This is a genomic window from Neobacillus citreus, assembly GCF_018343545.2.
In the GTDB taxonomy this organism is placed as follows: domain Bacteria; phylum Bacillota; class Bacilli; order Bacillales; family Cytobacillaceae; genus Neobacillus; species Neobacillus citreus.
Genome location: NZ_JAGYPE020000001.1, coordinates 227,676 through 247,699 on the forward strand (window position 1 = coordinate 227,676; position 20,024 = coordinate 247,699).

Annotated in this window: 16 protein-coding genes; 6 read left to right on the top strand and 10 right to left on the bottom strand. The window is 40.3% G+C overall.

Annotated features, from left to right (window positions below; genetic code table 11):
• The first annotated feature begins 85 nt into the window (after positions 1-85).
• The 4 genes from KHB02_RS01095 to ncs1 are packed head-to-tail and all read left to right on the top strand — an operon-like array spanning position 86 to position 4,327.
• Positions 86-853, top strand: coding sequence for a sensor histidine kinase (locus KHB02_RS01095; RefSeq protein ID WP_213140508.1), 768 nt, complete (start codon positions 86-88; stop codon positions 851-853).
• Positions 850-1,542, top strand: a complete 693-nt coding sequence (locus tag KHB02_RS01100) for a response regulator transcription factor (protein ID WP_213116054.1) — start codon at positions 850-852, stop codon at positions 1,540-1,542. The genes KHB02_RS01095 and KHB02_RS01100 overlap by 4 nt, the downstream gene beginning before the upstream one ends.
• Positions 1,539-2,840, top strand: coding sequence for an SLC5/6 family protein (locus KHB02_RS01105; RefSeq protein WP_213140509.1), 1,302 nt, complete (start codon positions 1,539-1,541; stop codon positions 2,838-2,840). Before KHB02_RS01100 ends, KHB02_RS01105 begins: the two co-directional genes overlap by 4 nt.
• A gap of 29 nt (positions 2,841-2,869) precedes the next feature.
• Positions 2,870-4,327 (top strand): NCS1 family nucleobase:cation symporter, encoded by a 1,458-nt coding sequence (gene ncs1 / locus KHB02_RS01110; RefSeq protein ID WP_241113645.1) that lies wholly within the window; start codon positions 2,870-2,872, stop codon positions 4,325-4,327.
• Positions 4,328-4,365: 38 nt separating this feature from the next.
• Here ncs1 and KHB02_RS01115 read toward each other — a convergent pair whose 3' ends face one another.
• From KHB02_RS01115 to aspA, 4 genes are all read right to left on the bottom strand, one after another.
• A complete protein-coding gene (locus KHB02_RS01115; protein ID WP_213140510.1) occupies positions 4,366-5,586 on the bottom strand; it encodes an amidohydrolase in 1,221 nt (406 codons plus the stop codon).
• 78 nt (positions 5,587-5,664) lie between these two features.
• Complete coding sequence (locus KHB02_RS01120; RefSeq protein ID WP_213140511.1) at positions 5,665-7,233, bottom strand: glutathione ABC transporter substrate-binding protein; 1,569 nt, start codon at positions 7,231-7,233, stop codon at positions 5,665-5,667.
• 110 nt (positions 7,234-7,343) lie between these two features.
• Positions 7,344-8,828 (bottom strand): amidohydrolase family protein, encoded by a 1,485-nt coding sequence (locus KHB02_RS01125; RefSeq protein WP_213140512.1) that lies wholly within the window; start codon positions 8,826-8,828, stop codon positions 7,344-7,346.
• A 220-nt stretch (positions 8,829-9,048) separates the two neighbouring features.
• Positions 9,049-10,473 carry an aspartate ammonia-lyase gene (aspA, locus tag KHB02_RS01130; protein ID WP_213116060.1) on the bottom strand — a complete coding sequence of 475 codons (1,425 nt, stop codon included), beginning with the start codon at positions 10,471-10,473 and terminating at the stop codon, positions 9,049-9,051.
• 431 nt (positions 10,474-10,904) lie between these two features.
• Here aspA and KHB02_RS01135 point away from each other — a divergent pair, with 431 nt between their 5' ends.
• Positions 10,905-13,319 carry a cytochrome P450 gene (locus tag KHB02_RS01135; protein ID WP_213140513.1) on the top strand — a complete coding sequence of 805 codons (2,415 nt, stop codon included), beginning with the start codon at positions 10,905-10,907 and terminating at the stop codon, positions 13,317-13,319.
• A 43-nt stretch (positions 13,320-13,362) separates the two neighbouring features.
• Here the strand turns inward: KHB02_RS01135 and KHB02_RS01140 are convergent, their stop codons facing one another.
• A complete protein-coding gene (locus KHB02_RS01140; protein WP_213140514.1) occupies positions 13,363-13,791 on the bottom strand; it encodes a MarR family winged helix-turn-helix transcriptional regulator in 429 nt (142 codons plus the stop codon).
• Between the two features lie 183 nt (positions 13,792-13,974).
• Here KHB02_RS01140 and KHB02_RS01145 point away from each other — a divergent pair, with 183 nt between their 5' ends.
• Complete coding sequence (locus tag KHB02_RS01145; RefSeq protein ID WP_213140515.1) at positions 13,975-15,216, top strand: MFS transporter; 1,242 nt, start codon at positions 13,975-13,977, stop codon at positions 15,214-15,216.
• A gap of 52 nt (positions 15,217-15,268) precedes the next feature.
• Here KHB02_RS01145 and KHB02_RS01150 read toward each other — a convergent pair whose 3' ends face one another.
• From KHB02_RS01150 to KHB02_RS01170, 5 genes are all read right to left on the bottom strand, one after another.
• Complete coding sequence (locus tag KHB02_RS01150) at positions 15,269-16,111, bottom strand: aldo/keto reductase (RefSeq protein ID WP_213140516.1); 843 nt, start codon at positions 16,109-16,111, stop codon at positions 15,269-15,271.
• 251 nt (positions 16,112-16,362) lie between these two features.
• Positions 16,363-17,145 carry a sirohydrochlorin chelatase gene (locus KHB02_RS01155; protein WP_241113646.1) on the bottom strand — a complete coding sequence of 261 codons (783 nt, stop codon included), beginning with the start codon at positions 17,143-17,145 and terminating at the stop codon, positions 16,363-16,365.
• 15 nt (positions 17,146-17,160) lie between these two features.
• The gene (gene cysC / locus KHB02_RS01160) at positions 17,161-17,760 is read right to left on the bottom strand and encodes an adenylyl-sulfate kinase (RefSeq protein WP_213140518.1); all 600 of its coding nucleotides are present in this window, start codon (positions 17,758-17,760) and stop codon (positions 17,161-17,163) included.
• Positions 17,761-17,771: 11 nt separating this feature from the next.
• Entirely contained in the window at positions 17,772-18,920 is a 1,149-nt protein-coding gene (sat, locus tag KHB02_RS01165; protein ID WP_213140519.1) for a sulfate adenylyltransferase, read from the bottom strand.
• A gap of 27 nt (positions 18,921-18,947) precedes the next feature.
• Positions 18,948-19,997, bottom strand: a complete 1,050-nt coding sequence (locus tag KHB02_RS01170; protein WP_213141281.1) for an inorganic phosphate transporter — start codon at positions 19,995-19,997, stop codon at positions 18,948-18,950.
• Positions 19,998-20,024 lie beyond the last annotated feature (27 nt).

Below are 20,024 nucleotides of genomic sequence, written 5' to 3' on the forward strand. Positions count from 1 at the left end.
TAATAAAAAATATGTATAAAATATTATATTAAAAAAGGGAGTGAGTCATACTCCCTTTTCGACATGTAAAGGAGAATTACTTTATATGCTTTCGATGGATGCTTTCTCCCTTTATATTATGTTTTGTGTGCTAGCACCTTTATTAGGTGCATTCACACTGCTGTTTTTATTCATTTTCGAAAAACGGATTGACCTTTTGGAAAAACAAACACGGGAAATTGCGTTGCAAAGAGAACTTCAAACTGCCCTATATAATCAATTAAACCAGGAAATACAGCCGCATTTCCTTTTTAACACATTGAATTCCATATTAAGTTTGGCAAGGCTCGAACGTAAAACTGAATTAATACGTTCTATTGAAGCTCTTTCAAGGCTGCTTAAATTTAAGTATCAAACGAATTCTCCCTTAATAACGATCAACGATGAAATGACTTATATTAAATATTACTTAGAAATTCAAAAGATAAGGTTTCGGGACAGACTCCATTATGAAATCGCTTTGGATCCTTCTGTTGGACAGGCCGTTATTATCCCCTTTTTAATCCAGACATTTGTGGAGAATGCATTTAAGCATTCATTTGAAAAATATGCAGGAGAAGCGTTCTTAAAAATAATTGTTGAGAAAAAAGAGAAGTATGTACATGTAACGGTATGGAACAGTTCCAGTGAAAAACATGAAGACCAGCCTCATAAGGGGGGGCTGGGGTTAGAAAATATCGCCAAAAGACTGGAGCTTTTATTTTCACCTGAACATACTTCTATTCAATTAACATCGTTAAATGATAAAACCAACATTTTGGCTGTTTTTCCATTTGTAAATAAGAACGAAAATCAAGGAGATAAACGATTATGAATATCATGTTAGTTGATGATGAGCCGCTAGAGTTAGAGCAGCTTGAATACTTAATCCAAAAAAGATTTCCAACATGGAAATTTTTCAAAGCACAAGATGCATCCCAGGCTGTTCAAATTCTGAAACAACATGATATCATGCTTGCCTTTTTGGATATTCAGCTTCCGGGAAAATCAGGATTAGAATTAGCCGCGGAACTAACTCGTTCTCATAAAATGGATATCATTATGGTTACAGCTTTTCAAAATTTTGAATATGCTCAAACTTCTATACGACTTGGTGTTGTTGATTACATTACTAAGCCGGTTATTGAAGATGAATTACTTGAAGTGTTAAAAAGATACGAACGTATTGGACGTTACTCTGAACCAATCATGAACGCCCTGCAAATTATTCACCAAGAATATAGTGAGAAATTGACATTGAATTATTTGGCTTCGAAAATTCATATAAATCCAGCTTATTTTAGCAGAAAATTTCATGAGGAAGTTGGGATGGGGTTTTCAGAATATTTAAATGACTATCGATTAAAGGAAGCTCAAAGAATGTTAATTGAAAATCCCGAACTAAGTATTAATACTATTTCAGACAGATGTGGATTTAACAGTCAGCATTATTTTAGTCAAATTTTTCGTAAAATAACTGGATATTCCCCACGTGACTACCGACTGAAGGAGACATTGCGTTGAGTAGGAAGGATTATCAATTTTACATTAGTGGTGCTGTAAAATTAGGAGTAAGCTTCGGAGTTGTCAGCTTATTGGCACGCTGGATTACCGGAAATACGATACTTTCTGCACCGGAAACACTAGTAAAATACGGAATCACCGGTGCCATCGGTTATTCGTTAATGGGGGCTCTTGCTCTCGTCTTATTTGGATTTTTAGCAAAAAAAATCCGAAAGAATTTTCCCAATGAACAAACGATTGGGGATGTGATGCGGCAAAAGCTGACTCCTAGCGGATATTGGTATATAATGTTTATTCTTTTGGTGACGAGCTTTTATTCGCTTTTTATTCAAGCAATGGGTGCAGGGATTCTCATACATATTATTTTCCCTATTCCCGTATTTATCGGGATGATACTGTTTATGGGCTTTTGTTTTTTTGTAGGTGGAGTAAGCGGAATGCAGAGAATTCATCAGTTTTCCGGCGTTAATGTGGCTTTGATATTTGGCGCAGTCCTCCTGATTCCTGTCTATTTTTATATTCAAGAAGGGGTCCATCCCGTATATGACGGAATAAAGCTTTACCATCCCTATATTTTATACTTTAAAAATATGGATGCGATATGGTTTATATTTACCGCCCTTTTAATCTTCTTTGGACAGATTATGATGGACCGTGCCACCTGGCAAAGAGTATTTATAATTCAAAAAGAAAAGGTAACAATGACCTTTTCTTTAGCGGGGGGGATCTGGGCAACCATCCCTCTAGCCTTATCATCTTTATTAATGATTATTATGTTCGGTAGAAGCTATAAGAATATATATTCGCTTTTGTTTGAATTAGTTGACAAAATTCAGTCCACAATGCTGATTATATTATTTGTATTATTTTGCTTTAGCGCAATTTCTTCTGCGATAAATGCTGAATTGCACGCAACTACTACCTTGTTTGTAAAAAATGTGTTGGAATTGTTTCGGCCATTAACGAACCATGAAAGATGGAAATACTCCTATATTTTTTCTGGAATAGTTTGTGTTTGTTTGCTAGTAATTGTCAGTATTCTTACGCCGAATCCATTGAAATTATTGTTCTTTTTCGGAAATATTTATGCCTCGATAATTATTCCAATGCTGTACATCATTCTTAGCAGCAAACCCATTCCCATGGTCATACCATATTCCTCATTGATTGGAGCCGCGGGGGGCTTTTTATTCATTCCGTTCACCAATGACCTTAAAGCGGTTTGGATTAGCTTTGCGATATCGGGTGTCATCTGTTTGTTTGTATACATTTTTAAAAAAGCACCTATAGAATCTTAGGTATTTTACGACTTTTGGAGGGAGCAGCATTGAGACAATCACAATCCCTATTCGAAGATTTATCCATGTTAAGCCATGACCTATTACCAACACAACCTGAAGCAAGAACATGGAAAAAAGGACATTTTTTCTCTATTTGGATGGGGTCGGTCCATAACATCCCTTCTTATGTTACAATTGGCGGCTTCTTCGCGTTGGGTTTAACAATATGGCAGGTTTTTTTTATCATCATGATTTCATCTGTACTTCTTGCAGGTATGTTAGTTTTGAATGGTCATGCCGGTGCTAAGTATGGAATTCCGTTCTCTATTCTGCTTCGGTCAAGCTTTGGAGTTAGGGGAGCAGTTTTTCCGGGAGTGCTCAGAGGTATCATTGCCGCCATCATGTGGTTTGGACTGCAAACCTATGCCGGCAGTTTGGCCGTTTCCATATTAATTGGGGAATTTTGGCCAGGTTTTTTTTCACTGGGAGGAAATTGGAGCTTTTTAGGGTTAAATTTAACCAATTTTCTTTCCTTTCTCCTCTTTTGGTTCATTAACGTCTTTTTTATTTTTGCCGGTATTGACTCATTAGGAAAACTAAATAAAATCATTTCTCCATTAGTTTTCGTTGTTTTTGGCGGAATGTCTGTTTGGGCGGTTAACCTCGCCGGCGGGATTATTCCCATTTTGAACTATAGTCCAAAAGGAATTGAAGGAAGTCCCGTATTGATTTTCATTAGTTGCATTTCTGCAATATTGGCAACCTGGGTTGCCCAAATTGTAAGTGTTTCCGATGTCACCAGATTTGCACGCTCGAATGGAGACCAGTCAATTGGGCAGATAGTGGGATTAATTCTTACCTATTTTCTTTTTGCTATTGCGAGTATTACGATTATTATTGGTTCGGAAATTGCTTTCGGGGTTCCCATCTGGAATGTGTTAGAAGTGATAGACAAATTTGATAGTACATTTGCCATCGCAATCTCCTTGTTGACGCTTTGCTTATCCACCATATCTGTCAATATTGTTGGGAATATTATTCCGGCAGGCTATCAGTTGGCCGCACTCTTCCCCAAAAAATTAGGCTTTAAATCTGGTGCTTTAATTAGCACCATTATCGGAATTCTAATCATGCCTTGGAAGCTGATGGAAGATTCAACGAGTATTTTTTCATTTTTAAATCTAGTTGGTGGCTTGTTAAGTCCTGTAATTGGGATTATGCTGGCTCATTATTTTTTTATAAGTAAGAAAAAAATTAATTTACAAGACTTATATTCTTCAAGGCAAACTACAAAACCAGTGAATATTCCTGCATTATCTGCTACACTTTTAGCTGGGATTTTTAGTTTAATAGGGAATTTTCTCCCTATTCTAAAACCGCTTTATAGCATTTCTTGGTTTACAGGAATATTTTCAGCAGTCATATTATATCTATTTTTCAATTGGGTAAACTATCGGACAATAAAAGCGGCAAAGTATTTTCCAGGAGCTGCAAAAAGGGGATGACCGCGTCATCCCCTTTTTGTTAGGTTTCATTTTGTGTTTTAAAGTGAGCCAGATACGATATTTCCATTATAAAAAACCGCTTTCCGCTTGGCTCTTCTTGCAACAGCATCGGCCGAGCAGCTCGCTTCAACCAGAATCATATTGGCGGTGCTCCCTGGTTTTGGCCAAATCTGATTACCTTCTTTGTCCAACGGTGTTAAACCGCCGGTAATATATTTAAGTGCCTGCCCTAAGGAAACTTCATTTGTCCAGCGGCTTCTTTCTACTAATCTGCCCACTCTTTCAAGTACATCCCCGTTACCAGTTGGCCACCATGAATCAAAGATATTATCATTCCCCACAGCCACTTCTACACCACATTCAGTAAGAAGCGGAACAGGAGGTATGTTGCGGCCAATTGGTAGACTGGTCACAATCGATATTCCTGCATCCTTTAAAATCTCAGCCATTTCTACGGCCTCTCCCTGCGAAACATCGCCAAGGCCAAATGCATGGCTTATGGCAACTCTTCCCTCCCAGCTTGCCTGCTTCGTTAAATAGGCTAGCCGTTTCATCGTGAAGGTTCCTAAGTGTCCAGGGTCATGTAAATGCAAATCGATATCGGCATTTGCCTCGACTGCCAAATCCATTAACTGTACTAATGATGCTTCGATATTATTATCAACAGTTGCAGGATCGACAGCACCCACAATCCCGGCACCATTTCTTAATGCTTCTTTTACGAGTTCAACTGTCCCTGGCCGCAGCAAGCCGTGCTGAGCAAAGGCAACAATTTCTGAACTTAATTTATAGGAATATGTTTCTAAAGCTTGTTTTACTCCTTCTAAATTTTGCAATTTTACCTCAGGATAAATATCCACGTGGGTTCTAACATGAGTGGATCCGAACGATAATAACACCTCAAGCAGCGCTTCTGCACGTTCCTGCGTACTGGATGATATCGAAGTAAGAATGTTTTTTTCTATTTCACACCGTTCAATCACACCTGATGCTGGTATACAGGCCCTCCAGCGATCTCCCATATAGGTTTTGTCTAAATGAACATGCTTTTCAACAAAGGATGGGATGAGAAGCAGGCCTTCCGCGTTCATCACGGGTAATTCATTCAAGAGTGTCTCTGATGCATCGATTATTCTAGTAATCTTGCCATTTTCAATTAATAACTGAAATAGCCCTGTTTCTGTCCCTGCAACTCTTCCGTTCTCTTTAATGTAACCTGTTTCCAAACGAACATTCTTTAACCAAAAACTTCTATTCATTCTCTAACTTCCTTTCTTTTCAGAGCAAAAGATAAAAGGGGGTACCCCACAGAGATATCCCTTTTATCTGTTTTAAAGTTATTTAATAGATACATCGTTTATTTCTAAATAGCCTGATGGGCTAATCGCAAAGCCTTCTACATTTTTTGAGACAGCTGCTAGGTTTTCTATCACACGGACCGGAATATAAACTACATCCTTCATTTCTAATTCTTGTGATTGCGCATAAAGCTCCTTGCGTTTTTCTTGATCCTTTTCTCTCCTAGCTGCTTCAATTAAACTATCAACCTCTTTGTTGCTGTAGAAAAAGGTGTTTCCTGCCCCACCTTGGGAACTTGTATGGAAAAGATTATATTGATTATAATCAGCATCTCCAGTAGCATTTCTCCAGCTGATAATAAACATTTCTGAATCACCTTTGTTTACTTGCTCTACAAATGTTCCATACTCCAATACTTGAATATTAACCTTAACGCCGATCCCTTTTAATTGAGATTGAAGAACTTCGGCCATATTGATTCGCTCTTTGCTATCCATCGTTTTAAGAGTTATTTCCAATCCATTCGAATAGCCTGCTTCTGCAAGCAGCTTTTTCGCTTCATTTAAATTATATTCATAGGCCTTCATTGCATCATTGTAGCCAAATACTTTAGAGCCCAATAAGGAATTCGCTTTTTTCCCAACATTGTTATAAACACCTTTAATAATGGAATCCATTTCAACAGCGTAGGATATAGCCTTTCGAACACGAACATCGTTAAAAGGTTTCTTCTGAACATTAAAACCAATATACTCTGTTCCATATCCTTCACTGCGGTAAACATCGATTGCCTTTGAAGTTTTTACTGTATCCATCATCGGTACGGAAAGCGGTTCAGCTATATGAGCTTCTCCCGTTTCAAGCATCGATATTCTTGTCGTTTCTTCAGGAACAACCTTGAATACAACTTTATCCACCCTTGCTTTTTCTCCCCAATAATCGTTGTTCTTTTTTAAGACAATTTCTTGACCCGGTGTCCAGGATTCGAATACAAATGGACCTGTTCCATTTGGCTCTTGGATAATTTTCTTGCCATATTTCTCAATCGTTTTTGGATTGATAATACCGCCTTCATGGCTCGCTAAGATAGAGAGTAACGGAGAGAACGGCTCAGATAAGATAAACTGAACGGTATAATCATCAATAACCTTTACTTCCTTGACCATTTTAAATACAACTGCTCTCGGTGAACCAACGTTTGGGTCTAATAAACGATCAAAGGTAGCTTTGACAGCATTTGCCTTAAATTCAGTTCCATCATGGAACTTTACACCTTTTCTTAGGGTAAACTCCCAGGTTGTATCGTCCTTTTGCTCCCACTTTTCCGCTAGCAAGGGCTTTATTTGAGCATTTTTATCACGGCCAACTAAACCCTCATAAATCTTCCGATGAGTAATACTTGCGGCATTAATGGTAGACATAAAATGGTGGTCCAAATTTTCAGCATCAGATAAGCGTGCAATGACCAGAGTTCCCCCTTCTTTAGCGGCTGAGTCACTTTTTTTGGTGTCACTGCTAACATCTTTTTTTGTTGAACAACCCGCCATGATTACCATCATCATTAGCATGACAATAAAGAATCTTCCTAATCCCCTATTTCTCTTCATCAATCTTACCTCCTGAATATTTTTTAAAAGGGTTTAACCTTTGTCTAATTATAAAAAATATTCAGATAATAATATTTCAAATATCTTTACTTCCTTTTTTAATATCTTTACTACTTTCTTTCATTTTTAATAGATTCTACAACTCTAAAGGATGTTGGAAATAATTGTCGTTCCGGAAGCTGCTGATAATCTCTTTCCATATATCCCTTTCTCATTTTATTAAAATATTGTTGCCCTTTGAATTTAATTTCTTCTAAATTAACGTTTGGAATTTGCTGATCCTTCATGACAATCCTGCCATTGATGACAGATAATTTCACATCTCTTCCAGTTCCGCCTGCTACCATCGTGCGAATTGGGTCATCCAGAACCCCCATGTGAAATCCATCCAAATCAATGGCAATAATATCAGCTTTCGCACCAACAGCGAGCCTGCCGAGATCGGCCCTGCCGAGGAATTTAGCACCACCGAGTGTTGCTGCCCTAAAGAAATCAGCGTATGTTGAATCTTTGACTTCTTTTTCAATAAAACGAGCAAACATGCTTCCGGTCCGGATGTTTTGGAAAATATCCGGAGGGAAGGTATCCGTTCCGAGGGCTATATTAATTCCTGCTCTTTTATATTTCGCAAATGACTCTAAAGCTGACATGTGCCTGCCAATAATTAACGGACAATGAATCACTGTCGTCCCAGTTTCTTGCAGAAGTGCGATATCGTTCCCTTCACCAACTTTCGCTTCACTATATCCGGCAATATAGTGAGCGTGTGGGATCCCAGTTTTGGGCCCTAAGAAGCCAAGGTCGTATAAGAAGCGAATCGGAGTAACCCCATATTTTTCCACAATAGTATGATATTCAAAGGTTCCTTGTGCCGCATGGAGTTTAATTGGAACTCCCAGCTTTTCGCTAAAATACTTCGTTTGTGACAAGCTATCGATTGTTTGGCATTCTATCCGTTCAGGTGCAAGCATGCCCCGAACTAGTCCATCAAAAGCACCGTCAAATTCCTCCACAAATCTAACCGCCCGTTTTAATCCCTCTTTACCGGCTTCTTCATCCATATACAGCTTGATAGTACCATCGGGTTGTACTACCCTGGTCCCAGATTGATAGCTAGGACCAAGATAAATTCTTAACCCAAGGTTCCCCGCATGGTTTGCAGCTGCGGCTAACTCCTCATATGTTTCAGCCCATTTTTTATAAAAAACTGACGTAATTGGCATCGCCGTTGTAATCCCGTGGAGAATTAGCTGCGTGTAGGCATAAAGAGATTTAAAAGCTTCTTCTTCAGCGGTCATCACTTCATGGTGTCCATCCTTAATATATTGCGCGGACCAGAGCAAGTTTTTCTGTCTGTTTGTACTTGCCTCAAGGTGTAAAATATCATGGTCGATATCTCCTAACGCATTTAAATCAATAAAACCAGGGCTAATGACGGCATTCCCTACATCGATTAATTCATTTATTTCACCTGTGTAATTTTTACCGACATATATAATAGTGTCTTGTTCATAAACAACTTCAGCATTTTCGATGATAACATGGTCTTCCCCGTCATAGCCTATGACATACCTTCCCTTTATCTTTGTCTTCATCCACTTTCCCCTTTCTTCCTTTTACCTTTATTATAAAAAACTCTCGATGCCCCCATTTTCGGAATTATTACTCTTTTTTTAAATTTTTCTACTTTATTAAAACAGAATATACTTCAAGTTAAAAAAAGAAAGGTTGTCAACTTTTAGACAACCCCTCTTTATACATCCAAATTTAAATTTAAAAAAGCGAACAGTTCACTAACTGTTCGCTCTTTGGGTTTTAATCCCGATCTAAAAGTGCAGCTCCGGCAATCCCCGGTTTTGTCATTTCATAGATATTAAGGATTTGATCCAATTCTTCCTCAGTTAAAACATCATGCTGGAGGCACAGCTCACGTACCGATTTCCCGGTCAGGGTAGCTTCTCTTGCAATTCTTGCGGCTGCTTCATAACCAAGATGCGGATTTACAGCGGTAATAATGCCGACACTCTTTTCAACATATTCTTTTAATCTAGCTTCATTCGCCTCAATGCCAGCTAAACAGTGGTCAGTAAATGAACGGAAACCATTGTTCATGATACTGATGGATTGCAGCAGATTGAAGACTAAAACAGGCTCCATTACGTTTAACTCAAGCTGCCCTGCTTCCGATGCCAAACAAATGGTATGGTCATTGCCAATCACCTGAAAAGCAATTTGGTTAATCAGTTCCGGCATAACTGGGTTTACTTTACCCGGCATGATGGAAGATCCAGGCTGGCGTGCCGGCAGTGAAATTTCAGCCAGACCTGCCCGTGGTCCTGAAGCCATCAGGCGAAGGTCGTTAGCAATTTTCGACATATTCATCATACATACTTTTAGAGCGGCAGAAACCTCCGTATAGGCATCGGTATTCTGGGTGGCATCCACCAGGTGCTCCGCATTGACCAATGGTAACCCGCTGATTTCAGCCAACTGTTTAACCACATCTTCAATATACTGAGGGTCAGCATTTAATCCTGTTCCAACTGCAGTTGCCCCCATATTAACCTCATATAAATGATTCCGTGATTGAGAAATTCTCTTCATATCCCTTTCAAGCACACGGGAATACGCTTCAAATTCCTGCCCGAGGCGAATTGGTACTGCATCTTGAAGGTGAGTTCGGCCCATTTTGATTACTGTTTCAAATTGCTTTGCTTTTGCCTTGAAAACGCTATGCATGTACTGCATTGTCTCTAATAATTTGCTCAATAGATTTAGTGTTGCAATATGGATTGCCGTAGGGAAGGCATCATTTGTCGATTGCGACATATTAACATGGCTATTTGGGCTTAAATGCTTATAATCCCCTTTTTTGTGTCCCAGCAATTCAAGTGCGCGGTTGCCGATCACCTCATTTGCGTTCATATTCATGGATGTCCCGGCACCACCCTGAATTGGGTCAACAATAAACTCGTCATGCCACTTCCCTTCAATGATCTCCTCGGCTGCCTGAACGATTTTTTCCCCAAGTCCGCTGTATAAACGTTTGGTATTCATATTAGCAATAGCTGCTGCTTTCTTGACCATTGCTAATGCCTTAATTAATTCCTCATGGATTCGGTATCCTGTAATTGGAAAATTTTCAACGGCACGTAATGTTTGAATCCCATAATAAGCATTTTCCGGTATTTCTTTTTTTCCTAAGAAGTCTTGTTCAACCCTTGTTGTATTCGCTTCCATTTTCTTACCTCACCTTTGTATTTAGGCATTCTATTTTAATAGAATCCTATTATAAATAATAACATTTACAAAGTTATTGTATTACATTCCTGCTTTAATTTCATTCGTAAAACAAAAATTCTTTAAAAATATTATTTCAAAAAAATATCATCCAAACAACAACCACCTTTAAAAAGACTTTGTAATCTTCTTAAAAACTACTTCACTCTCTTTATAATATACGATATTATGAAATCGTTTTCAATGATTTGTTTATTTTTCAACCTTTTTAATAAATCAAAAAATGAAAAAAGTGTAGAAATTTGTCTGAATATTTACTCATCAAATGCTTTATATTAGTAATATATACATGGTATAATCTTCTAAAATATTATTTTAAAATTATTTAAAATTAAATTTCTCGAGGAGAAAGGAAGGTCGTAAAAACAAATATGTCTACTTCCGAAATTACTGCGATACCGCAGCCGAAAACGTATGGCCCACTAGGCAACATGCCTTTGATTGATAAGGAGGCCCCGACACTCTCCTTATGGAAAATTGCGGAAAAATACGGTCCGATTTTTCGCATGGAATTTTTCGGCGGATTTTCTACCGTTTTTGTTTCCGGCCATAAATGGGCCGGCGAGGTTTTGAACAGCGGAAAATTTGATAAAAGTCTGCTTGGCGGCCTCCATCAAGTCCGCGATTTCGCTGGCGATGGGCTGTTTACAGGTAAAACATCTGAGCCAAACTGGCAAAAAGCCCATAACATTCTAATGCCTTCGTTTAGTCTGTCAGCTATGAAAGGATATCACTCCATGATGGTAGACATAGCAAGCCAGCTCGTCCAAAAATGGGCCCGGTTGAATCCAAATGAGAGTATTGATGTTCCGGATGATATGACCAGACTTACGCTTGATACGATTGGCTTGTGCGGCTTTAACTATCGTTTCAACAGCTTCTACCGTGAGACGCATGACCCTTTTATTATCAATATGGTAAATGCCCTAGATGAAGCCATGCATAAAGGGACCCGCCTCCCGATTCAAGATAAATTCATGCTAAAAAAACGACAGGAATTCCAAAAGAACATCCAAGCGATGTTTTCCTTGGTAGACAAACTAATCGCTGAACGGAAGGAACACGGTGATCAAGGGGAAACAGATCTGCTTGCTCGGATGCTAAGTGCTAAAGATCCGCAAACAGGCGAAATGCTCGATGATGAAAATATACGTTACCAAATCATCACCTTCCTGATTGCCGGGCATGAAACAACCAGCGGCCTTTTGTCCTTTACGCTTTACCTGCTGTTAAAGCACCCGGAAATCCTGGAAAAAGCACGTGCGGAAGTTGACCGTGTATTGACCGGACCAGTTCCAACCTTTAAACAAGTTTTGGAGCTGAAATATATTCGGATGATTTTAAATGAATCGTTGCGGCTTTATCCGACAGCACCGCAATTTACCCTATATGCCAAGGAAGATATGGTTCTTGGAGGTAAATATAAGATAAATAAAAAGCAGACGGTTGCCATTCTCCTCCCTCAACTGCACCGCGACAAAGAAGCTTGGGGTGAAGATGCTGAAGAGTTTCGTCCTGAACGGTTTGAAGACCCGAAAAAAATACCGCATGATGCCTACAAACCTTTCGGCAATGGACAACGTGCATGTATCGGAATGCAGTTTGCCCTTCACGAGGCAACATTATTAATAGGAATGATTTTGCAAAACTTTGACTTAATTGACCATACGAACTATCAATTAAAAATTAAACAAACATTGACACTTAAGCCCGAAAACTTCACAATGAGCGTCCAGCTGCGTGATAACCGATTCGTTGAATCATTTGTATTGCCTGTTGAAGAAAAAAGCTCTTCTTTCTTACATTCAGCTAACCAACAATACGATTCTTCGATAGGAAATAATACACCATTATTTGTTCTATACGGTTCCAATATGGGGACTGCGGAAGGAATCGCAAAAGATTTGGCAACAAGTGCTCGTTTTAAAGGTTTCAAAAGTGAAATAGCTCCGCTTGACGAATACGTCGACGTACTACCGAAAGAAGGAGTTACTCTAATTGTCACTTCCTCTTATAATGGCAATCCGCCAAAAAACGCTCGTAAATTTGTCAAGTGGTTAAAAGAGTCTGACAGTGAAGTGCTCGAGGGTGTTCGTTACGCTGTTTTTGGCTGCGGAGATACGAACTGGGCGAACACTTATCAAAGTGTTCCTAATTTGATTGACGTAAAGCTTGCTGAAAAAGGTGCCAATAGAATATCTCCAAAAGGCCAAGGGGATGCAAGCAGTGATTTTGATCAGCAATTTGAAGATTGGCATGAGCAATTATGGCCAAATGTGTTCGAGGCATTAGGGCTAAAAGTTGAAAATAAATCAGAAGAAACGAACCAGGCATTGACAGTCCAATTTGTCGATGAAGTACAAACCGCGGAGCATGCTTCAGGAGGTACTGCGGTACAGACTGTGAAAACGCGCAATTCTTTTAAGACGGTTGAACGTGTTCTTAACCGCTTCGAATTAGATACAAACACACAGGTTGTCTTGAGCGGGAATCAGCAATTTGCGACCCGGCTGCCACTAGATATCCCTGTCCGGGCCAGCGACTTACTAAGTCTAAAGGTTGATTTGGAAGAAACTGTTACCCGTCCGCAGCTTCAAGAGCTGGCGGAACATACAGTATGCCCGCCTCATCAAAAAGAATTAGAAGCACTTCTAACTGAAGATGCCTATAAGGCTCACGTTGTAGATAAAGGCATTACGATGCTGGATTTACTTGAAAAATACCCAGCCTGCCAAATGCCATTTGAAAAATTTTTAGAGCTATTAGCACCTTATGAGACACACTAAAATAATTAAAAAAGAGGATGACCTGGTTGGTCCATCCTCCTTTTTATTCTTGAATGGCTGCAATATTAAATCTTGTTAAAAGTTTGCCAAATGTAGCACGTTCTTCATCGGACCAGTCCTTTGTCACTTCTCCTACCCTTATCTTCCTCGCTTGTCTCTCTTCTCTTAATTTCCTTAAACCCAATTCAGTAATTTCTAAGAAATATGCCCTTCCATCTGTTGGATCAGGAATTCGATATAGGTAGCCTTTTTGTTCTAACGCGGATGCCTGCCTGCTTATTGTGGAAATATCCAGTTGGGATTGTCCTGCTAATGTTTTTACTCCTGCTGGACCATTTGTTGCGATTTGATGTAAGAGAAGATACGCGGAACGATCAAGATTGCCAATTTTTTTATGGGAAGAGTAGGATGTGATACGGCGAATCATAATCGCCATTTCAAGTTCGATCGTTTCAAGGGATTCTTCTGACATAATTATCACCTCACAAGGTGTCATTTCTTGTTCTTATGATATCATACGAGCGCCCAAAATTATAACTTATAGGCGAATTCACTATTGACGTAGTGGAAAATGGTTGTATAATACAAATATATAGTTTCATTATACAACTATTTTTAATACTTACAAAGTAAAGAGAAAATAAGGGGGATTTAGATGTCGTCAACATCACAAACTGTTGTACCAAAAACTTCTACGATGTCTTCTATAGAAGAATCAAGTTTACTTAAGCAGCCAAAGGCCGTTTGGGCTGTCTTCTTTGCCTGCATAATTGCCTTCATGGGTCTGGGACTTGTCGACCCGATTTTACCTGCAATCGCTAACCAATTACATGCTTCCCACAGTGAGGTTACACTTCTTTTTACAAGCTATAATGCTGTAATGGCCGTTGCCATGTTAATCACCGGCATGATTTCATCGAGACTAGGCATTAAATGGACATTAATTGCCGGAATAATCATCATTGCTGTCTTTTCAGCGCTTGGCGGTTATTCAAATGGTATTTGGGCTCTTGTCGGCCTTCGCGGCGGATGGGGCCTTGGCAACGCTCTGTTTGTTGCAACTGCTTTGGCGGCGATCGTATCTCTTTCTAACAGTGGGACCGCAAAAGCCATCATCCTGTACGAAGCTGCTATTGGTTTAGGGATTTCTGTAGGTCCTTTACTTGGGGGCTGGCTTGGGGCCATTTCCTGGAGAGGTCCGTTTCTCGGTGTTGCCACACTTATGATTGTAGCCTTCGTTGGGCTTTTGATATTAATGCCGCGAACACATCAGCAGCAGAACACACAACAAAAGAAAACTTCCTTGCTTGATCCATTCCGCGCCCTAAAATATCGTTCATTATTGGTATTTGGCATTGCTGCGGCGCTTTATAACTTTGGTTTTTTCACCCTCCTTGCCTACGCTCCATTTGTAATGGGTCTTGACGAACACGGTTTGGGGTATGTATTTCTAGGCTGGGGTATTTTGCTTGCCATTACATCAGTTGTTACTGCTCCAAAGCTTCAGCAAAGGTTTGGAACGATCAATTCAATGAGCGCAATGTTAACAATATTTGCGTTAGTCCTATTGGCAATGGGTATTTGGACTTCAACCCAGTGGGTTATTATTGCTGCTGTTATTTTTGCAGGGGCTTTACTTGGGAATAATAATACTCTTATTACAACGGCAGTTATGAACTCGGCACCGGTCGAACGAGCGACTGCATCCGCTGCATATAGCTTCCTGCGCTTTATTGGCGGCGCCATTGCACCATATACGGCAGGTAAGCTTGCGGAAATTTATTCACCGTCAACACCATTTATTGTAGGTGCAGGATTTGTCCTTGTATCGGTAGTATTTATCTTAATGAACCGCCGCCATGTCAAGCACGTCGACGATGTGGAGTTAGGACATTAATTTAAACGTAAAAAAGCGAACAGTTTTGCGGCTGTTCGCTTTTTTGTGTGCTTTATTCGGTAAATCCATTCATAAAATTATCCGGATCTGGACCGACCCGCTCATCTTTGTTCAAGCTATCGATTCTTGCCATATCCTCTGTTGATAGATCAAAATCGAAAATATCGGCATTTTCAATGATACGCTGTTCCTTAATTGATTTTGGTATTGTCACTACTTTTGATTGTAAATCCCAGCGTAAAATGACCTGGGCTACTGACTTTCCATATTTACGAGCAATATCACTTAAATTAGGATCATTCAATAATTTCCCCTGTTTAAGAGGAGACCATGCTTCTAGTTGAATCCCTTCTTTTTGGCAAAAAGCAAGTAAATCCTTTTGAGTTAAGTGTGGATGATATTCCACCTGATTCACCATCGGCTTAATCTCGGCATCCTTTAATAGTTCCTCTAAGTGATGGACCTTGAAGTTGCTGACGCCGATGGCACGAACGCGGCCATCCTTATATAATTTTTCAAGGGCTTTCCAAGTGTCTTTGAATTTGTTTTTTCCTGGCCAGTGAATGAGGTATAAATCAAGGTAATCTAGTCCCAGCTTATTTAAACTAGTTTCATATGCTTGAAGTGCGGACTCGTAACCTTGATCAGAGTTCCATACCTTTGATGTGATGAATAACTCCTCACGAGAAACACCGGATTCTCTGATGCCCTGACCGACACCTTCTTCATTTTGATAAACCGCTGCAGTATCAATACTGCGGTAACCATTTTTGATAGCAGCCTTAACAGAGTCAATTACCTCTGAACCTTCCTGCACTTTAAAAACACCAAGGCCAAACCAAGGCATTTCAACACCATTATGTAATGTAGTCGTATCCTTTAAGCTTTTAACCATTGTTCTCACCTTTCTCATGGTTTTTTAGGCATATACCAACCTATTATGGCACTTATACCCAATGAAAATTCTATCTCAACAAGAAAAATCAATCCAATAAAAAGCTTATTTGGGAAGCATTTTCGTATATCTGCGAATTATGTGACGATATCAGCGAATATTTCATTTTATCTGCGAATTTCTGAATATATCTGCGGATTTTTCATTTTATCTGCGAATTTCTGAATATATCTGCGAATCCCAGAAAAAACTTATTCGTCTTCAATTGCCCGCTTAATAATGACATCTTCAATAACATGGTGCCTGCTTAATTGACCTGTTTGTATAATCGAGTACCCTTCTTTTTCTTTTTTCCGCACCTTTTGGGCCACTTCCGTTAATAGAAGTCCTGTAAACAGCAAGTAAGGAACGACAATGACCCGGCCCGCAGCATCGTTGCAGACAGTTTCCAATCCCTCATCGAACCTGGGTTCAGCGGCAGCTAAATAGCAAACAGAAACACGATTAATTCCTAGACGATTTCGGATTCCATCAACAATGTTTGCAAAATCCGCTAGTATATCCGGGTCGCTGCTCCCCCTGCCGACAAGTAAGATGCTGTCTTTAGCTGTCAGCGTCCCTGCTTCTTCATTAACAAGTTCCGCCAACCCATCAAGAATGTTCCCCTGCACCCCAAAAGGGTCCTTCACTTTTACCTTAACATGAGGATATTTCTCTCGAAGCCCTGCCAATGCATTTGGAATATCCTCTTTAATATGCCCTGCGGCAAGCAGAAAAAGAGGAACAACCGTTATTTCGGCGGCACCCCTTTCTACACAATGCTTGAAACCATCTTCAATCAGCGGCTCAGCCAGTTCCAGAAAACTCATTTCCTGAATCGGCACATCGATTCGGGCCATGATCCGCTGGATAAACGCCGTTGCCTCATCTGCCCCTTTCCTTGAGCGAGTACCGTGTCCAATGTAGAGAATTGCTTTCATGCAGGCTGCTCCTTTCACCTTTTTTCCATTCAAACGGGTACTATGTAATTTCATAGTACCCGCTTCTTGTTAAATAATATTCTTGTCTCGTAAATATCCTAACACTTGTTCCACTGCTTCTTCAACTGTCACCAAATCAGAGCGGATGATGATTTCCGGATTTTCCGGTGACTCGTATGGTGAATCAATCCCCGTAAAATCCTTAATTTCACCTTTACGAGCCTTTACATAAAGCTGTTTTGGATCACGGCGTTCGCATTCTTCAAGAGAACAATCAATGAAAACCTCTATAAATTCCCCTTCTGCAAATAACGCACGGACATTGTCCCGGTCGGAACGGAATGGTGAAATAAACGCAGTAGTGACAATCTGACCGCTGTCAACAAACAGCTTTGCCACTTCCCCGATGCGGCGGATATTTTCTGTTCTATCTTCTTCAGAAAAACCAAGATCCTTATTTAAGCCGTGACGGATATTGTCACCATCAAGAACGTATTCGTTAATTCCCTGCCGAAACAATTCGTTTGAAACTGCATTCGCAATTGTTGATTTCCCAGAACCAGATAGCCCTGTAAACCATAGTGTACAGCTTCCATGACCGTTTTGCGCACGTCTGTCTTCTTTTGTAATGGTAGCGTTATGCCATGTAATATTCGTTGATTTGCTCATTCTCCTACTCCTTATACTGTCGCTTTTTCTCTCATTCCTTCAATCAGGACTTCAACCACTTCTTTACGGCTGAAGGTTGCTGGCGGAAGAACTCCTGAGCGGAGCATCTCTCTAACTTTTGTTCCCGACAGGATTACACGATCTTCCTTGCCATGCGGGCAAGTTTTGTCAGATGCCATGCCATCGCATTTTGTGCAATAGAAGCTGTGTTCAAAGAATAATGGTTTAATACCAAGTTCCTCTTCAGTGAAATTGCTGAAAATATACTGGGCATCATAGGTTCCGTAATAGTTTCCTACCCCAGCATGGTCACGGCCGACAATAAAGTGTGTGCAACCATAATTTTTGCGGGCAAGAGCGTGGAAAATAGCTTCTCTTGGACCTGCATAGCGCATTGCAGCTGGGTGAACGCCTAACTGGACCCGTTCTTTTGGATAATAGTTTTCCAATAAAACACGATAGCTTTTCAGACGTACATCAGCTGGAACGTCATCAGATTTTGTTTCACCGACTAGCGGGTTCACGAACAAGCCATCAACGATTTCAAGGGCAGCCTTTTGAATGTACTCATGCGCACGATGAATCGGATTTCTTGTTTGGAAACCAACAACTGTTTTCCAGCCTTTCTCTTCAAAAAAGGCGCGAGTCTGCTTTGGTTCGAACCAGACATCACCGAACACGCCTTTTTCAGGTTTCTTAACAAGCACAACTTCCCCAGCCACATAGACAGGTCCTCTCTCGAATAGCCGCTTAACGCCTGGATGAGCAAGTTCTTCCGTTTTATAAACTTCTCTTGCTTCTTTGTTTAAATCCGGCTCATACCATTCGGAAACCTTAATCACACCGTAAACTTCATCGTTGTGTTTTAATTTAATTTCTTCACCGACTACCAAGGATTCCGCAATTTCATAGGATACAGGAAGAGTTACTGGAATGGACCAGATCGTATTGTCGGCTAAACGCATATTGCTGACAACAGATTCATAATCCGCTTTACCAAGAAAACCTGTTAACGGGCTGAAAACCCCCACACCAATAAGTTCAAGATCGCTTAAAGCAATCGCATCAATTTCTATTACTTTTGCTGCATTGGATAAATCATAGTTTGGATCAAAAGCTTGAATAAGTTTGCCTCCGTGAGGATTTGGTAAAAATGACATGTTTGATATCAACCCTTCTATTTGTTTTTATTTATTTGCAATATCGGTAGGCGCTCCAATCGATGCGGATGTAGTGCGTTTCATTAAGAATAGCACTCCCAAAACAGAGATAAGGACGCCTGCCATGACAATAATCGGATAAAAATTCCGAACTATCACTAATTGAATAATGGTGTATGAGAGCACCATTGAAATAACCGGTGAAACAATCCAGACCGTGAGAAGCTGTACGACAATTCCCTTTTTCAAGACTGATTTGCCGTATTTAGCAAAACCAATCCCAATGATGGAGGAAGTCGTGATTTGCGTGAGCGGAACAGGAATTCCAAACAGCGATGCAACTGTTACGATGCTGGCACCGGTACCGGATATGATACATCCCTCTTCCAAGCGAAGCTTTGTTATTTTCTTCCCATTGGTTTCAATTACTCGGTGACCGAGCAGGAATGCACCAAGCGCTACGGCCAAACCTCCCCAAAGGACGGCTGTCTCTTTAGACATTAATGATGCGGCAACAAGGGGGCCAACGGCATTGGCCACATTGTTCATCCCTGCCGAAAAGGCTTCGAACAATCCCATAAAGACGACAAGTACCGCAAGAAGAGGTCCTGCTTTTGGTTTCTCGACAAATTTTTTAATAGGTTTGATTTTTAAAAGATTAGCAGCAAGGATTGCCAGCACGAAAGCTGCAACTGGAGTTAACAGCCAAAACACCATAATCCATAGGAGCTTGCCGACAAAAACGGATTGATAGACAATCCCCGCCCCTACCACGGCGCCCACTGCTACTTCACTTGTCGAGAGCGGTATTCCAAAAATATTCGCTAAAAACAGCGACATAGCTGCTGAAGCTAACACGATTAAGGCAATAGCATTTGTAAAGGTACTGCTTGGAACGATACCGCCGCCAATCGTCTTTACGACCTCGCCGCCGCCAAGCCATGCACCAAGGAACACCGCTATTCCACAAAGGAATAAAGCCAGTTGCTTTTTGACAACGCCGGCTCCATAGGAAATTCCCATCGAAGCAGCTGCCCCGCTGGCCCCGATATTGACTGCAAAAAACAAACCTATCATTATAGCAATGATTGTGATCGTTTTGAC

Excerpts from the sequence above, each read along its gene's own strand:
- KHB02_RS01135 (WP_213140513.1), top strand. The coding sequence starts at position 10,905 with ATGTCTACTTCCGAAATTACTGCGATACCGCAGCCGAAAACGTATGGC.
- KHB02_RS01095 (WP_213140508.1), top strand. The coding sequence starts at position 86 with ATGCTTTCGATGGATGCTTTCTCCCTTTATATTATGTTTTGTGTGCTA.
- KHB02_RS01150 (WP_213140516.1), bottom strand. The coding sequence starts at position 16,111 with ATGGTTAAAAGCTTAAAGGATACGACTACATTACATAATGGTGTTGAA.
- KHB02_RS01100 (WP_213116054.1), top strand. The coding sequence starts at position 850 with ATGAATATCATGTTAGTTGATGATGAGCCGCTAGAGTTAGAGCAGCTT.
- KHB02_RS01140 (WP_213140514.1), bottom strand. The coding sequence starts at position 13,791 with ATGTCAGAAGAATCCCTTGAAACGATCGAACTTGAAATGGCGATTATG.
- aspA (WP_213116060.1), bottom strand. The coding sequence starts at position 10,473 with ATGGAAGCGAATACAACAAGGGTTGAACAAGACTTCTTAGGAAAAAAA.
- KHB02_RS01125 (WP_213140512.1), bottom strand. The coding sequence starts at position 8,828 with ATGAAGACAAAGATAAAGGGAAGGTATGTCATAGGCTATGACGGGGAA.
- sat (WP_213140519.1), bottom strand. The coding sequence starts at position 18,920 with ATGTCATTTTTACCAAATCCTCACGGAGGCAAACTTATTCAAGCTTTT.
- KHB02_RS01155 (WP_241113646.1), bottom strand. The coding sequence starts at position 17,145 with ATGAAATTACATAGTACCCGTTTGAATGGAAAAAAGGTGAAAGGAGCA.
- KHB02_RS01170 (WP_213141281.1), bottom strand. The coding sequence starts at position 19,997 with ATGATAGGTTTGTTTTTTGCAGTCAATATCGGGGCCAGCGGGGCAGCT.
- KHB02_RS01115 (WP_213140510.1), bottom strand. The coding sequence starts at position 5,586 with ATGAATAGAAGTTTTTGGTTAAAGAATGTTCGTTTGGAAACAGGTTAC.
- KHB02_RS01120 (WP_213140511.1), bottom strand. The coding sequence starts at position 7,233 with ATGAAGAGAAATAGGGGATTAGGAAGATTCTTTATTGTCATGCTAATG.
- cysC (WP_213140518.1), bottom strand. The coding sequence starts at position 17,760 with ATGAGCAAATCAACGAATATTACATGGCATAACGCTACCATTACAAAA.
- KHB02_RS01145 (WP_213140515.1), top strand. The coding sequence starts at position 13,975 with ATGTCGTCAACATCACAAACTGTTGTACCAAAAACTTCTACGATGTCT.